The following is a 14,086-nucleotide window of genomic DNA, read 5'->3' as shown; positions in this document are numbered from 1 at the left end:
GACGGGAGCGGGGCGAAACCCGGCCCTTCTTGGCGTCTCCGTCCCAACCCGCATCCATGGAACGACGACGACCGCCACAGACCGAAGAGGGTTGGTACGTCCTGCACGACTTCCGGTCGATCGACTGGGACGCCTGGCGAAACGCGCCCGAGCGGCGCCGTTCGCAGGCGATCGACGACGGCATCGACTATCTGACCGCCTGTGAGGCCGTCGACGACGCGGAGGCCGGTGACTCGGCTACGTTCTCGGTGCTCGGTCACAAGGCCGACCTGCTCGTTCTCCACCTGCGGCCGACGCTCGCCGATATCGATACGCTCGAGCGCCGGTTCGAGCACACCGCGCTCGCCGAGTTCACCGAGCGGGCCGACTCCTACCTTTCGGTGACGGAGGTCTCCGGGTATATGTCCGAGGACTACTTCGACGAGGACAGCGAGGTCGAGGATGCCGGCCTCGAGCGCTACATCGAGTCGCGGCTCAAACCCGAGATTCCCGACAGCGACTTCCTGAGTTTCTATCCGATGAGCAAGCGCCGCGGCCCCGACCACAACTGGTACGAACTCCCCTTCGACGAGCGGGCCGACTACCTCGCGAACCACGGCGAAATCGGCAAGGACTACGCCGGCCGCGTCACGCAGATTATCTCCGGCAGCGTCGGCCTCGACGACTTCGAGTGGGGCGTGACGCTGTTCGGCGACGATCCGATGGACGTGAAGGAACTGCTCTACGAGATGCGCTTTGACCCCTCGAGTTCCCGCTTCGCCGAGTTCGGTCGGTTCCTCTCGGCCCGCCGGGTCCCGCCCACGGACCTCGCGGCCTTCCTCGCCGGCGAACGCGTTCCGACCGAGGGTGACGGGGCCCATCACCACGCTGACGGCGACGCCGCGGGACACCACGGCGGGTCCGGTGGCCATCACCACGGCGACGACTCGGTGTCGGGCCACGGCGACGAGAGCGGAGACATCCGCGACGAACTCGAGGACGAGGGCATCTACGCGGGCCAGCCCCACGGCGAGGATGTCCACGCGGTCGTCCTCTACTCGGCGGCCGACCCCGACGACCTGTTCGAGGAGGTTGACGGCTACCGGGAGAACTTCGATCACTACGATACCCACGTGAAGACGGCGGTCTACGAGGCCCAAGACGCGGACAGCGAAACCGCCGTCGTCAGCCTCTGGGAGACCGATCGGGCTGCGAACACGGCCGCCGGGTTCCTCGCCGAGTTACCCGATGTCGTCCGACAGGCCGGTGACGACGAGGACGACTCGTGGGGGACGATGGGGATGTTCTATACGGTCAAGCCGGAGCATCGCAGCGACTTCGTCGGGACCTTCGACGACGTCGGCGGCGTCCTCGCCGATATGGACGGCCACCGCAAGACCGACCTGCTGGTCAACCGTGAGGACGAGAACGACATGTTCATCGCCAGCCGATGGGACTCCCGGGAGGATGCCATGGCGTTCTTCCGGAGCGACGCCTTCTCGGAGACCGTCGAGTTCGGCCGGGACGTCCTCGCTGACCGACCGCGACACGTCTTCCTGGCTTGAACACCAGCCCCATCTCCGCCACGACGCGGCCGTCATAGGAGCGGGCCAGTCTCACCGGTACCGACACGGGTTGATCGGTCCCGTTCATAGGGCGGGTCGATGAGTCCGACGCAGGAGTCGTTGCCGCGACGAACCTGGAGCCAGTATCGCTCGATTCCGATCATCTACCGTATCGCGGTCGCGTTCGTCCTCGGGACCGCACTCGGGGCCATCGCCGGCGAACGCGCCAGCGTTCTCAGCCCGCTTGGTGATCTCTTCCTGCGGTTGCTCGAGATGCTGATCATCCCGCTGATCGTCTTTACGCTGCTCGGTGGGATGCGCAAGCTGACGCCGTCGAAACTCGGCAAAGTCGGCGGGCTGACGGTCTTGCTCTACGCCGCGACGACGACGATCGCGGCCCTGATCGGCCTCGCAGTCGCGAATCTGTTCGATCCCGGCACGGCCGTGGAGTTCACCGGTGGCGAGGCCCAGCAGGCCGAACCGCCGACGGTCTCCGAGGTCGTCCTCGGTATCGTCCCCGAGAACCCGTTGGCCGCGATGGTCAACGGCGAGATCCTCGCGACGATCTTCGTCGTCATCGTCTTCGGGTTGGCGCTGACGATCGTCCGCGAGTCGACGACCGAGGAGCCGATCGAAGACGCGATCGACGGCTTCTTCGCGTTCATCGACGCCGGCACGCAGGCGTTATTCAAAGTCGTCTGGGGCGTCATGGAGTACGGCGTCATCGGCGTCTTCGCGCTCATGGCCGCCGCGATCGGGACCGAGGGACTGGGCGCGATCGTCCAACTGGGCGCACTCGTCGGGGTCATCACGATCGGAATCGTGATCCACATGACCGTCACCTACCTCGGCGTGATGACGGTCGGTATCCTCGGCCAGTCGCCGCTTGCGTTTCTCAACGGTGCGAAAGACGCGATGGTGACGGCCTTTACGATCCGCTCCTCGAGCGGCACGCTACCGGTGACGATCACCGACGCCGAAACGAACCTGCGGATCGACGAATCGGTCTACGGCTTCGGCCTCCCGCTCGGGGCGACGATCAACATGGACGGGGCGGCGATCAGACAGGCCGTGACGGTGGTATTTGCCGCTAACATGGTCGGAGTCTCCCTCGGCCTCGGCGATCAGGTGCTCGTTCTCGCGACCGTGATCCTGATCAGTATCGGCACCGCCGGTGTCCCCGGTGCGGGGCTGATCATGCTCACCGTCATCCTGAACGCCGTGGGCTTGCCCCTCGAGATCGTCGGCTTCGTCGCGGGCGTCGACCCGATCCTCGGCCGGATCGCGACGACGAACAACGTGACCGGCGACCTCGCCGTCGCCTCCGTCGTCGGCAAGTGGACCGACGGGATCGACCTCACGGAGGGCGTCTGGGCCGACGGCTCCCGTTCGAGCAGCGAGGGCGGGGAACGGGCCACAGCCGGCGACTGAACGCAGGTCGCCGGTCGTCTCAGTGCGTGTCCGAACCGCTTGTCCCATCGTAGAAAACGTAGGCGGCGATCCCGGCCAATCCGAACGCGAGTGTCACGAACGGCCACGGGCCGGCATCGCGATCGGTCAGCGACGCGTGTGCGGTCACGACGATCGCAAACCCGACGTGGGCGGCGAGCGTGGCGGCGACAAACGCCTGTGGATCCATGACTCGAGGGATCGACGCGGCGATAAAAGCCGTTACGAACGCGGGTGGAAACCGCTCCGGCCGGGAAGGCGGGTCACCGCACTCGCGGTGAGTCGCCTGACTCGGGGAAGGGCAGGCGTGTCACCGATACCAACCGCGAGTGAGCGAAGCGAACGAGCGGGCCGACGACCGACCCACCGAGGGAGAGTGCGTTTGATCGACCTGTTGCCGAGGGACGGCAGACGGCACGCTGGCGGCAGTGGTGCTGCTGCCAGCATGAGAGACCGAAGAACAAAACGTCGGTGTCTAGAAGTCGTGATCCGGGTCGTCCTCGACTTTGCGCTTCATCGACTCGCGACGGGATTTGGCGTCGCGGCCGGTCGCCTCGAGCAGGAAATCGTTTTTCGCGTCGACGGCATCGCCGGCGGCCTCGAGTTCGTCGGGGCCGAGTTCGGTGGGATCGCGCTCGTGGAACTCGACGCCGAGTTTGTCCTTCTTGCCGGAGTATTCGACGGTCCCGGCGATGATCTTCTCGAAGACCGGATTGGCCGGCTCGCCGATGACGTACAGGTCGCTTCCCTTGTACTCCTCGGTATCCGTGATCGAGCCGAAGTAGTCCTCGATCGTGGCTTCCATATCCGGAATTCGTTCCTCGAGATATTCACCGCGACGCATCTTGTACTCCTTCATGGCTCGAAGAAACACGGCGGAGTGTTTACCTCTTTTCATAGCCGACGTTTCGCGCGTCTGATGCGTTCTCGAACCCGGAGACCGCCGATACCGATCGCTATCGGTCGGGAATCGATCGGCACGGTGTGGGGGTATCGGTGAGCGCTCGCGGGACCGCGGCAGCCGACGCGGGAACGCGGGGATCGCCGATCACGTCCGACTGACGCTTCTATCGTCGCTCGCGCTCGCTGAGGTACCCCTTCCGACAGTCGGGGCAGATGTCGCCGGTGCGAAGCGATTCCTGATCGCCAGCGGAGACGTAGTCACACCGCGGGCAGTAGAGTTCGGTCGGCACGTCGTCGGACGCGCCGTCGCTTTCGGCGGGTGTCGGCGCGGACGCGGCGCGCTCGATTCCGGTTCCCGGATCGGGATCGGGCGCGGGCTCGGCGTCGCCTCGGACGTCCGTCGGCGGGTCCGCAGTCACCGACCGGGCGTCGGCCGCAGCCGCAGCCGCACCGTCGGGTCCGGTCTCGCCGCCTGCCTGGACACCTCCGACGGGGTCTTCGGTGTCGAGGAGGACGGCATCATCGTCGATCTCGTCGGGCTCGAGGGCGTCAGTGTCGGACGCCGTCTCGCCGTCGACCGGGTCGTCCGGCCAGTTGGTCGGATCGGATTCGCCATCGACCGGCGGGCCGACGTCGTCCGAATCGGGCCACTCGCCGTGGTCGCGGTCCCGATCCCGTTCCGTCGCGGGCTCGTCCTCGAGGATTTCGCCGTCGTCAGTGACCGGATCGCCGTGCTCGTCGGTGGGCAGGTCGATCTCGGCCGTGTCGTCGTCGGTCTCGAGACCGCCGGCCGCCGCTTCCGGGGTCGGCTCGGACGGATCGGCTGTCGGGCTCGCGGACGGCTCCGCCACCGGTGTTCCCGTCTCGAGCGCGTCCGATCCGTCGTCGTCGGCGTCGATGAGCTCGGCGTCGTCGCCGTCGGTCGACGCGACCGCATCCTCCGCGGCGGCGACTTCGGGGTCCGAGGCCGACGTCGCATCGGGCGCATCCGTCGCGTCGGGCTCGAGTGGTGGTTCGGGCGGTTCGGTATCGGGCTCGTCGGGGACCGAGTCGGCGTCCGTTCCGGCGAAGAGGCTGGTCACTTCGGTGTTTTCGCTGATGACGTTGCGATCACCACAGCGGGCACACTCCTCGTACTCCTGGACGGTTACGACGACCTCGCTGCCCCGTTCTTCGCGCTCGCGTTCGACTTCGGAGTCCCCGTAGTCGTGTCCGAGCAACGAACATCGAAGGGCCATTGTCCCACCGTACCCAGTCATACCATAAAAAACGTGTTGCATGATGGACTGTCACGACGACCGAACGGTGGCGACGCGTTTCGTCGGGATGTCTCACCGGGTCGGATCGGGCCGGGCATTCTCCGCCAGCCTGCGTCGGTGTTCGCGACGCCGGTGCTCTGGAACCGGCGGAACGACAAACGTCAAATCCCAGGTGGTCGAATACACACATAGATGAGAGCAAAGCGGGAGTACCGGAACCGGGAACGGACGGAGGTGGCGGTACTCGACGCGCTGGTCGATCGCGCCGACGACGGAATGTCCGTCTTCGAGCTCCGCGCGGCCGTCGAAGTCGACATCGACGAACTCGAGGACGCCCTCTCGACGCTCAAGCAGGACGACCTGATCGTCGTCGACTCGGGGTCGGAGACGGTGATCAAGCCCGCCGAACGCGTGGTTCCCGAGACGCCGGCCGAGGGGGACGGGGAGCAATCGATCGGCGACTGGCTCCGCGAGCGGTTGCCCTTTTGAATCGAAACGCCTGATACGCTCAGGCCCCAGGGAATACGCATGAGCGTCATCGAGTCGATCCACGAGGACCACGGGGCTACGTTCGGCGAGCGCGCCGATCGGCGGGTCGTCGAACACTACGGACGGCCGGCGCGCACCCATCGGGCGGTACGCAACGGCGTCGGCCTGCTCGAGCAGGCCTACGGCGTGATCGTCGTGACGGGCGACGACCGCGTCGAGTACGTCGATAACGTCGTCTCGAACCGCGTCCCGACGACGGACGGGCAGGGCTGTTACGCGCTCGTCCTCGATCCCCAGGGCGGGATCGACGTGGAACTCTACATCTACAACGCTGGCGAGCGACTCTTGCTTTTCACCCAGCCCGAAACCGCCGCCCCCCTCGCCGAGGAGTGGTCGGAAAAGGTGTTCATTCAGGACGTGGAAATCCGCGTCGCGACCGACGACTACGCGGTTTTCGGCATTCACGGCCCGCAAGCGACGGAGAAGATAGCCAGCGTCCTCAACGGGGCCGGCTCGCCGGACGAGCGGTACTCGTTCGTCCGCGGAACGATGGGTGACGTGGGCGTCTCCGTCATCCGCACCGACGCGCTCACCGGCGAGGAGAGCTACGAAGTGATCTGTGCCGCCGCCGACGCCGCTGCCGTCCACGACACGCTGCTCAACCAGGGGTTGAACGCCGCTCCCTTCGGCTATCGGACCGTCGACAGCCTCGCGCTCGAGGCCGGATCGCCGCTCTTTCACACCGAACTCGAGGGGACGCTCCCGAACGTGCTCGGCCTCCGGAACGCGCTGGACTTCGAGAAGGGCTGTTACGTCGGGCAGGAGGTGGTGTCCCGCGTCGAGAACCGCGGCCAACCCAGCCGACGACTCGTCGGGCTCACCCTCGACGGCGAGGCCGTGCCCGAGTCCGGCGCGGCCGTCTTCGACGGCGACGCGTCGGTCGGCAACGTGACCCGCGCCGGCGAGAGCCCGCTGCTCGGCGACGTCATCGCGCTCGCGATCGTCGACTACGACCTCGAGAGCGACGAGCTGACGGTCCGAGTCGATGGCACGGAGGTGACGGCGACGCGGACGGAACTGCCGTTCGTCGAGGGGTCCGATCGATCGGACCGGCTGCCCGCGTATCAGTAATCGGCCACACCGCGCGGTCGTTTGCTCCGCGCCGCGTCCGAGAGGGCGGCATCAGGCTCCCGGGTCTTTGATCCGCGGGAGGCCCGCCGTCACCAACCGGCGAAGCAACACCACGATCTCGTTTTCGAGACCGCGGGCGAAGACCGCTTGCTCTTTCGCGTCGCTACCGGCGGTGTTGGGGTAGTAGGAGCCGACCAGAAGCGTTTCGCGGTCGACGAGCAGGATGCGGCTGATCGCGACTTCGTCGTCGCGTTCGATTCCGGTGAGCCAGTCGAGGCCGGTCTCGAACACGTGCGTCGCGGAGAGCCGGTCCCCGAGCGTCTCCGTGACTGCATCCGTCTGGCCGCCCAGAACGAGCGAGATGTCCCGCTCCGCCGCCGTCTGCAAGCCGTCGAACAGTGACTCGGACAGAATGTCCTCGTCGACGACGATGAGTGCGATCTCGGACTCGGCCTCGTCGATGAGTTCGATCGTCCGCGACTCGATCGCCTCGTGCCCGGTCAGCGACCAGACCTCCTGGACCTGGTCGTCCTCGTCGGTTTCTCGGACGTCCGTGTTCCTGAGATGCGTCTCGAGCGTCTCGATCCGGTTGTCGTACTTCTGCCGCAGCGTCTGTGTCGCCTCGTCGATACTGACGGCGCGATACACCTGCGGGCTCGTGTGCTGCACTTCGACCAGGCCCTGGGACTCGAGGACGCGAATAGCGTCGTACACCCTGGTTCGCGGAACGTCGGAGATTTCGTGTATCTCCTTTGCAGTTCCGCTCGGAAGTTTGTTCAACGCCATAAAGCAGCGTGCTTCGTACTCCTGGAGTCCGAGGTCCTGCAACAGGCTAATCGCCTCTCTTGTAGTAGTATCCTCTGTCATGGCCCAACCACGAATTCGGATATCCGAACACGCAGAGTAGGGTGTGCGGATGGAAAAGCATTCGTGTCTTACTTTCCTGTCACGACCAGCCGCTTGAAACGCTCGCTCCGCTAAATCTCGTTCACTCAGATAATCACACAAGCTACTTGGGTGTCGGTTGGATATGAGTGAGTGGCGAGCCCTGTTTGGCCCAACCACGACGGGGCTCGTCCGTTTCGAGTCCGGCGAGTGGGTTCGCCGCCGTCCGAAAACGAATCGCTGAGCTATAGCAACCGCTCGAACGGTCGTCGTCTTGCCGGCGAAGCAGTTCCAGGCCCGGTCCGCTGTCCGCGTGACGGACACGATAGTCGCCACTGTCCCTCACGGTTCGGGGCGGATCGAAGGTCGTACGATCGATTCCGAGTACTTCAAACCCTTCGTCGCGTTATCCAGCGATATGGACAACGACGATTCGTACGATCACGTCGTTCCTGGGAGCGACGAGGAACTGAGTACCCCGGACGTTCGCGGCTACGACTTTCGCGGCGAGTTCGACTTCCGGGAGTTGCTCGATTCCTACGCCACGACCGGCTTTCAGGCGACGCAACTCGCGGAGGCCATCGACATCGCCGAACGCATGCAGGAGGAAGACGCTACGATCTATCTCACGTGTACCTCGAACATCATCTCGTCCGGGCTCCGCGAGACCGTTGCGTATCTCGTACGGGAAGGGTACGTAGACGTTCTCATCACGACATCCGGCTCGCTCACTGAGGACGTCATCAAGACGGCGAAACCGTTCAAGATGGGCGACTGGGATGCGGACGAGGCGGCCCTTCGGGAGCGTGGGATCAACCGACTCGGAAACCTCTTCGTCCCCTCCGATCGATACGTGTGGCTCGAGGAGTATCTGTACGATTTCTTCGATGACTTCTTCGCGGAGCAGAAAGTCCGGACGCCGACGGCGTTCGCGCGCGAATTAGGGGAAACGCTCGACGACGAGGATTCGGTGTTGAAGCAAGCGGCGGACAACGACGTGCCGGTATACTGTCCGGCGTTGACCGACGCCGAAGTCGGGAACTTCCTCTACTACTACCGTCAGGGGTACGATTCCGATGTCGGGATCGAGATCCTCGACGACTACGATTCCCTGATCGAAGACGGTCTGTTAGCGGAGACGACCGGCCTCATCGCCGTTGGTGGCGGAGTCCCAAAGCACCACGCGATCATGACGAACCTCTTCCGTGGCGGGGCCGACTACGTCGTCTATATTTCGACCGGGATGGAAGGAGACGGCTCACTGTCCGGTGCGCCGCCGAACGAGGCCGTCTCGTGGGGGAAGATCAAAGAAGAGCGGACGAATTATACACAGGTCGAAGCGGAAGCGACGCTCGTGTTCCCGCTTCTGGTGGCGGGCGCGTTTACGGCCTGAAATCACGATAGCGCCGCTGATTCGCAGAAAAACGGCACAGGAACACATACGTCGGAGCGATCGAACTCGTTTTCGTCGTCGGATACTCGTTCGTGGCTACCGACGCGGAATCGACTGCGCGACTCGAGGATCGGCGCGAGTCCCGCGCCGAGGTACGGGAGGACGCGGTGCCGATGCAGTACTCGAACCGAGCACCGCCGGAGAGTGTATAAAGCCGCCAGTGGGACAGGCCAACAGCTACCCGGTCGTCACCGCGAGGTGGAGTCGATATGCAACTCGAGCAGCCGTCCCGGGGCGCGTCGGGAGTCTGGAACGGCACGGTGCCGAACGCGATCGACGCGCGCGTACTCGGGGTAGTCGTCGTGACGGCCGGTCTCGCCGCCTCGATAAACGTCCCCTACGGCGGCCTGCCGATGGCGGTCGCCGCGTTCGCGCTACTGGCGGGTGGCGGCGTCGCCTGTCACCTGCTCGGCGAACGGACGCTCCGGCAGCTCACCGACGACCTCGTCGTCCGATGGAGCGCGGCCGGTGGGGAGATCGAGGCCGTCACCCGATCGTCGAACGGCATGCGGACCGAGTGGCACGTCCACACGCCCGACGGCGAGATCGTCGTCGGCGGCGTCGCACTGGTTCCGATCACCCGGTTGTCCGTCGAGTGGCAGGGGATCAGCGATACGATGGCCGCCGACGAGGCGGCGGCGAACATCGACCGACTCGCCGAAACGCTCTACCGGGAAATTTTCGAGTTCGGGTCGAACCCGTAACCGCCGCCCCGAAATGCACGGTATTCGCTAGCGAGCCCAGCGGCGTGACTGCGCCGTCGATTCCGCTCTTGCTCTCCCGACCGGTCGGAAATCGTCTCCCGTGGGCCGGCCCGCCTTCACTCGTCACTCGAACAACTCCTCGTGACGCTGTGCCAGGTTCGTGTATTCCCCGGCGGAGAACTCCTCGAGGATCGCTCCCGCGTCGATCCCCGTTTCCTCGAGCGGCGTGACTCGAGCGGGAACGCCGCGGACGAACGACTCCGACGGGATGGCGTACTCGTCGGGGACGACGGTTCCGGCGGCGACGATGCTTCCGCTGCCGATCGTCACATCGGTGTTGATCGTCGCGTTGAACCCCACCAGCGACCGTTCCTCGATGGTCGTTTCGTTGAGTACGGCCCCGTGGCCGATCATCACTTCGTCGCCGAGTCGTGAGGCGTGAATCGTTGCGTTGTCCCCGACGTGAGTCTCCCGACCGATACGGACGGGGCCGATGTCACCGCGGCAGACGACGCCGGGCCAGACGCTCGCGTCCGCCTCGATCGCCACGTCGCCGACGAGGGTCGCCTCCCGACTTACTCGCGCCGCGTCGTCGATCGTCGGTCGATCCCCCTCGAACTCGTAGCGTCTGCTGTCGACCATGGGGTGTCACACTACTGCTGCGGGCATAATACCGGAGCACGACGCCCGTGACAGTCACGCTCGAGCGGGACTTACCCGGGATCGAGCCGCCGCGATCCGCCGCTACCGTATCCAATATATACCATCTAATGGGCTTCAGTGGCTTGCAAGCCCGTTACTTATACTGTATCGTGTCGGATCAGTAGCCGAACAGATGGCCCGATCGGACTCCCCCATTCGAACGATGGTCGACGCACAGCGGACCGCGGTCAAACAGAGTCAGCAGTTGCTCACGCAGGGCATGATCACCCAGCGAACCGTCGATGCGATGGTTCTTACCGGATTCAAGGGGCAGGAATCCCTCCAGCGTCACCAACTCGAGATCGCGCAGGCGGCGACCCACGGCTCCGTCAGCGCGATGGCGGCGTTGCTCCCGAGCGACGACGCCACCGACGCCCACCGGTCGGTCGACGAGAGCTTCGAGCAGCTGAAACGCACTCACGCGGCGGTTTACGACGCGCTCGAGCGCGAACTCGAGCAGGGCGTCGACTCCGCCGACGAACTCTCCGCGGCGTTCGTCGATGCGCTCGACGATCAGACCGACCAGCTCCTCGAGATGACGGAGGCCGTCGAGGACCGGACGGTCGACACCGTCGATGAGTTCTCCGGACACTTCCGCGATCACCTCGAGCGGACCCAGGAGCTACAGGACCGACTCGAGGACCAACTGGAGCGCCGGACCGGCGATATCGAGGCACTCCTCGAACGACAGGCCGAACAGATCGAGCAGTTCCAGCAGCAACTCACGGACCAGGCCGAGGCGGTCACGCGGGAGATCCCGATACAGGGGACCGACGAGCCGCATACGGCGATCGAGACCGATCCGGAGCACACCCTCGAGTCCGTCGAGGGAATCGACGCCGAGACCCGCGACAAGCTCTCGGCGGCCGGTATCACGACGGTCGACGACCTCACGCGTGCCGGTCCCGAGGCCGTCGCCGAGGCCGCCGATATCTCGGAGACCCGGGCCGAGGACTGGATCGAGCACGCCCACGCCTAAATCGAATCGCAGCGCCGCGTTCGTCTCGTTTGTTCACCGCTCGAGCGAGATGCCACAGGCCATCGAAGAGTCACGAGACCGCATTGATTCGGCGCACGTCGAATGATCGATCAGAACGCTGGTGACCTTCCAGTCGTCCTCCCCGTCGATCTTGCCGGTGTGAACCTCGCTGCCCTCGGGGACCGACACGCTCGAGTCGGCACCGCTCGCACTCGAGCGCCTCGAGCACGCCCTGTCAGCCGCTGACTGAACCGGAACGGAACCCACGACCGAGAGTACGGCCGCCTCAGAAGGTTTCGAGGTAGCGGTCGAGTTCCCACTGGGAGACGTCGACGAGGTAGTCCTGGAACTCCTGTTGTTTGGCTTCGACGAACTTCGGCGCGACGTGGTCGCCCAGCGCGTCGTAGATGACCTCGTCCGATTCGAGGGCCGCGACTGCTTCGCCGAGATTCGACGGCAGCGTGTCGATTCCGTACTCCTCGCGCTTTTGCTCGTCGAACTCGTAGATGTTCTCCCGGACCGGATCCGGGCACTCGAGGTCGTTTTCGATCCCCTCGAGCCCGGCGTGGATCATGGCCGCTAGGGCGAGGTAGGGGTTACAAGAGGGGTCCGGCGAGCGCAACTCGACGCGTGAGGCTGCGGGCGTCCGCGCCGCCGGTTTGCGGATCAGTGCCGAGCGGTTGCGATCGGACCAGGCGACGTAGACGGGTGCCTCGTAGCCGGGCACCAGTCGCTTGTAGCTGTTGACCGTCGGGTTCGCGATCGCCGTAATCGCCGGCGCGTGCTCGAGGATGCCGGCGGTGAAGGCGTGGGCCTCCTCGCTCAGGTTGAACTCGTCGTCCTCGTCGTGGAAGGCGTTCTCGCCGTCCGCGGTGAACAGCGAGAGGTGGGTGTGCATTCCCGAGCCGTTGATGCGCGGGATCGGTTTGGGCATGAACGTCGCGTGCAGGTCGTGTTGAGCGGCGATGGCGCGGACGACCGTTCGGAATGTCCCGACGTTGTCGGCCGTCGAGAGCGCGTCGTCGTAGGTGAAGTTGATCTCGTGTTGGCCCTCGGCGACCTCGTGGTGGCTGGCCTCGACCTCGAAGCCCATCTCCTCGAGTCCGTAGATAATGTCCCGGCGAACGTCGCTCGCGAGGTCCTTCGGCGCGAGGTCGAAGTAGCCGCCGGCGTCGTTCGTCATGGTCGTGGCGCGGCCGTCGTCGTCCTCCTCGAACAGGAAGAACTCCGGCTCCGGGGCGGCGTTGACCTTGTACCCCATCTCGTCGGCGCGCTCGAGCGCGTTCTTGAGCACGCGGCGCGGATCGCCCTCGAAGGGGTCGCCGGTCGAGGTGTCGTAGACGTCACAGATCATCCGGGCGGCAGCGCTTTCCTCCTTCTGACGCCACGGGAGCACGGCGAACGTGTCGGGATCGGGCTTGAGACGCATGTCCGACTCCTGAATGCGAACGAAGCCTTCGATCGACGACCCGTCGAAGTAGATGCCTTCGGTAAACGCTTTCTCGGCCTGTCTGGCCGGCACGGAGACGTTCTTGACCGTTCCCAGAATATCGGTAAACTGCAGTCGGAGGAAATCGACGTCCTGCTCCTCGATCTCGTCTAATACCGCCTGTTCGGTGTCAGTAAGGTTGCCGCTTGTCATTTTTCTCGTCGCTCTATTCTCGTAACTCTGCTACTAAAACCCTACTGTTCCGTGCAAATCTTCTCTCTTCCCCTGCAAACTGCATATTCGTAAATTTCTAAAGGGCACGGTGCGAGGCTAGATGTGATGACGTACGAAAATCTCGATGCGAAACTAGTGAATGCACTTCTGGGCGACGGCCGTGCGAGTCTGCGGAGTCTCGCCGAGGAACTCGACGTTTCCGTGACGACCGTCTCGAACCACCTCTCCGATCTCGAGGATGAGGGCGTGATCGAGGGGTATACGCCGAAAGTCGACTACGATGCCGTCGGCTACGACGTCACCGCCGTGATCCAACTCCAGGTCGAGGGCAACGCCCTGCCCGACGTTACCGACACGCTGCGCGATCACCAGCAGATGACAAGCGTCTACGAGGTCACCGGCGACTACGACGTCATCGCCATCGGCAAGTTCGAAGACACCGACGGCATGAACGATCAGATCAAACAACTGTTGACCGACCCCGACATCAAGGCCTCGAACACGAGCGTCGTTCTCAACGCCGTCTCCGAGAACGAGCAGTTCGAACTCGAGGTCAACGACGAGGAGTAGTCGGACGGCCCCGTTCTGCGGAGGTCGCTCGAGGAGTGGCGACTCCGTGTCCTCTGTTGAAACGTTATCACCCGCTCGCAAATATCGGCGAGCGAGCGGTGCGCGGTTCTCACTCGCCCTGCTCGTTTCGAACCGCGCAAATGCGAATAGCGCGAGCTCGAAGATCTCGCGAACCGTGCGAACGGGCACTCCATGCCCGTGAGCAGACGGGGAGCGGAGCGACCCCGTGAACGGTTCGAAGAATCCGAGCGACGCCTTCACCGCGAGCGAACGCAGTGAGCGAGCGGGCCGACGATTGATGTGGAGACCCGCGTAGCGGGTCGGAACGGAAGGAGGAGTGCTTTTATACTAAACT

15 protein-coding genes are annotated in these 14,086 nt (G+C 64.6%); 8 read left to right on the top strand and 7 right to left on the bottom strand.

The window, feature by feature from the left end:
• Positions 1-56 precede the first annotated feature (56 nt).
• Both FGF80_RS09370 and FGF80_RS09365 read left to right on the top strand, forming a co-directional pair.
• Positions 57-1,544, top strand: coding sequence for a heme-binding protein (locus FGF80_RS09370; RefSeq protein WP_138653571.1), 1,488 nt, complete (start codon positions 57-59; stop codon positions 1,542-1,544).
• 99 nt (positions 1,545-1,643) lie between these two features.
• Complete coding sequence (locus FGF80_RS09365) at positions 1,644-2,975, top strand: dicarboxylate/amino acid:cation symporter (RefSeq protein ID WP_138653569.1); 1,332 nt, start codon at positions 1,644-1,646, stop codon at positions 2,973-2,975.
• Between the two features lie 19 nt (positions 2,976-2,994).
• Here FGF80_RS09365 and FGF80_RS09360 read toward each other — a convergent pair whose 3' ends face one another.
• From FGF80_RS09360 to FGF80_RS09350, 3 genes are all read right to left on the bottom strand, one after another.
• Positions 2,995-3,183, bottom strand: coding sequence for a hypothetical protein (locus FGF80_RS09360; protein ID WP_006183725.1), 189 nt, complete (start codon positions 3,181-3,183; stop codon positions 2,995-2,997).
• A 285-nt stretch (positions 3,184-3,468) separates the two neighbouring features.
• The gene (locus tag FGF80_RS09355; protein ID WP_006183726.1) at positions 3,469-3,852 is read right to left on the bottom strand and encodes a DUF5611 family protein; all 384 of its coding nucleotides are present in this window, start codon (positions 3,850-3,852) and stop codon (positions 3,469-3,471) included.
• A 208-nt stretch (positions 3,853-4,060) separates the two neighbouring features.
• Positions 4,061-5,134 (bottom strand): DUF7093 family protein, encoded by a 1,074-nt coding sequence (locus tag FGF80_RS09350; protein WP_138653567.1) that lies wholly within the window; start codon positions 5,132-5,134, stop codon positions 4,061-4,063.
• Between the two features lie 213 nt (positions 5,135-5,347).
• Here FGF80_RS09350 and FGF80_RS09345 point away from each other — a divergent pair, with 213 nt between their 5' ends.
• A complete protein-coding gene (locus FGF80_RS09345; RefSeq protein WP_006183728.1) occupies positions 5,348-5,644 on the top strand; it encodes a DUF6432 family protein in 297 nt (98 codons plus the stop codon).
• A 39-nt stretch (positions 5,645-5,683) separates the two neighbouring features.
• Positions 5,684-6,775, top strand: a complete 1,092-nt coding sequence (gene ygfZ, locus FGF80_RS09340) for a CAF17-like 4Fe-4S cluster assembly/insertion protein YgfZ (protein WP_138653565.1) — start codon at positions 5,684-5,686, stop codon at positions 6,773-6,775.
• Between the two features lie 51 nt (positions 6,776-6,826).
• Here ygfZ and FGF80_RS09335 read toward each other — a convergent pair whose 3' ends face one another.
• Positions 6,827-7,642 carry a TrmB family transcriptional regulator gene (locus FGF80_RS09335; protein ID WP_138653563.1) on the bottom strand — a complete coding sequence of 272 codons (816 nt, stop codon included), beginning with the start codon at positions 7,640-7,642 and terminating at the stop codon, positions 6,827-6,829.
• A gap of 436 nt (positions 7,643-8,078) precedes the next feature.
• Here FGF80_RS09335 and FGF80_RS09330 point away from each other — a divergent pair, with 436 nt between their 5' ends.
• A complete protein-coding gene (locus FGF80_RS09330) occupies positions 8,079-9,053 on the top strand; it encodes a deoxyhypusine synthase (protein WP_138653561.1) in 975 nt (324 codons plus the stop codon).
• Between the two features lie 269 nt (positions 9,054-9,322).
• On the top strand, positions 9,323-9,817 hold the full coding sequence (locus FGF80_RS09325; protein WP_138653559.1) for a hypothetical protein: 495 nt from the start codon (positions 9,323-9,325) through the stop codon (positions 9,815-9,817).
• A gap of 123 nt (positions 9,818-9,940) precedes the next feature.
• On the opposite strand, the gene FGF80_RS09320 is transcribed toward FGF80_RS09325, so the two are convergent.
• A complete protein-coding gene (locus tag FGF80_RS09320) occupies positions 9,941-10,459 on the bottom strand; it encodes a gamma carbonic anhydrase family protein (protein ID WP_138653557.1) in 519 nt (172 codons plus the stop codon).
• A gap of 193 nt (positions 10,460-10,652) precedes the next feature.
• On the opposite strand from FGF80_RS09320, the gene FGF80_RS09315 reads away from it, so the two are divergent.
• Positions 10,653-11,498, top strand: coding sequence for a helix-hairpin-helix domain-containing protein (locus tag FGF80_RS09315; RefSeq protein WP_175417012.1), 846 nt, complete (start codon positions 10,653-10,655; stop codon positions 11,496-11,498).
• A gap of 33 nt (positions 11,499-11,531) precedes the next feature.
• On the opposite strand, the gene FGF80_RS09310 is transcribed toward FGF80_RS09315, so the two are convergent.
• Both FGF80_RS09310 and glnA read right to left on the bottom strand, forming a co-directional pair.
• The gene (locus FGF80_RS09310) at positions 11,532-11,687 is read right to left on the bottom strand and encodes a hypothetical protein (RefSeq protein WP_162471314.1); all 156 of its coding nucleotides are present in this window, start codon (positions 11,685-11,687) and stop codon (positions 11,532-11,534) included.
• Positions 11,688-11,784: 97 nt separating this feature from the next.
• Positions 11,785-13,140, bottom strand: a complete 1,356-nt coding sequence (gene glnA, locus FGF80_RS09305; protein WP_138653553.1) for a type I glutamate--ammonia ligase — start codon at positions 13,138-13,140, stop codon at positions 11,785-11,787.
• A gap of 126 nt (positions 13,141-13,266) precedes the next feature.
• Between glnA and lrp the strand changes: the two genes are divergently transcribed.
• On the top strand, positions 13,267-13,731 hold the full coding sequence (gene lrp, locus FGF80_RS09300; protein ID WP_138653551.1) for an HTH-type transcriptional regulator Lrp: 465 nt from the start codon (positions 13,267-13,269) through the stop codon (positions 13,729-13,731).
• The last annotated feature ends 355 nt before the right edge of the window (positions 13,732-14,086 follow it).

Origin of the sequence: Natrinema pallidum (genome assembly GCF_005890195.1) — an archaeon.
Classification (GTDB): Archaea; Halobacteriota; Halobacteria; order Halobacteriales; family Natrialbaceae; genus Natrinema; species Natrinema pallidum.
Note: the sequence above shows the minus strand (reverse complement) of the source record. Positions and strands in the feature narration are given on the sequence as shown.

Coding starts and splice junctions, on each gene's coding strand:
- FGF80_RS09370 (WP_138653571.1), top strand. CDS start 57: ATGGAACGACGACGACCGCCACAGACCGAAGAGGGTTGGTACGTCCTG.
- FGF80_RS09365 (WP_138653569.1), top strand. CDS start 1,644: ATGAGTCCGACGCAGGAGTCGTTGCCGCGACGAACCTGGAGCCAGTAT.
- FGF80_RS09360 (WP_006183725.1), bottom strand. CDS start 3,183: ATGGATCCACAGGCGTTTGTCGCCGCCACGCTCGCCGCCCACGTCGGG.
- FGF80_RS09355 (WP_006183726.1), bottom strand. CDS start 3,852: ATGAAGGAGTACAAGATGCGTCGCGGTGAATATCTCGAGGAACGAATT.
- FGF80_RS09350 (WP_138653567.1), bottom strand. CDS start 5,134: ATGGCCCTTCGATGTTCGTTGCTCGGACACGACTACGGGGACTCCGAA.
- FGF80_RS09345 (WP_006183728.1), top strand. CDS start 5,348: ATGAGAGCAAAGCGGGAGTACCGGAACCGGGAACGGACGGAGGTGGCG.
- ygfZ (WP_138653565.1), top strand. CDS start 5,684: ATGAGCGTCATCGAGTCGATCCACGAGGACCACGGGGCTACGTTCGGC.
- FGF80_RS09335 (WP_138653563.1), bottom strand. CDS start 7,642: ATGACAGAGGATACTACTACAAGAGAGGCGATTAGCCTGTTGCAGGAC.
- FGF80_RS09330 (WP_138653561.1), top strand. CDS start 8,079: ATGGACAACGACGATTCGTACGATCACGTCGTTCCTGGGAGCGACGAG.
- FGF80_RS09325 (WP_138653559.1), top strand. CDS start 9,323: ATGCAACTCGAGCAGCCGTCCCGGGGCGCGTCGGGAGTCTGGAACGGC.
- FGF80_RS09320 (WP_138653557.1), bottom strand. CDS start 10,459: ATGGTCGACAGCAGACGCTACGAGTTCGAGGGGGATCGACCGACGATC.
- FGF80_RS09315 (WP_175417012.1), top strand. CDS start 10,653: ATGGCCCGATCGGACTCCCCCATTCGAACGATGGTCGACGCACAGCGG.
- glnA (WP_138653553.1), bottom strand. CDS start 13,140: ATGACAAGCGGCAACCTTACTGACACCGAACAGGCGGTATTAGACGAG.
- lrp (WP_138653551.1), top strand. CDS start 13,267: ATGACGTACGAAAATCTCGATGCGAAACTAGTGAATGCACTTCTGGGC.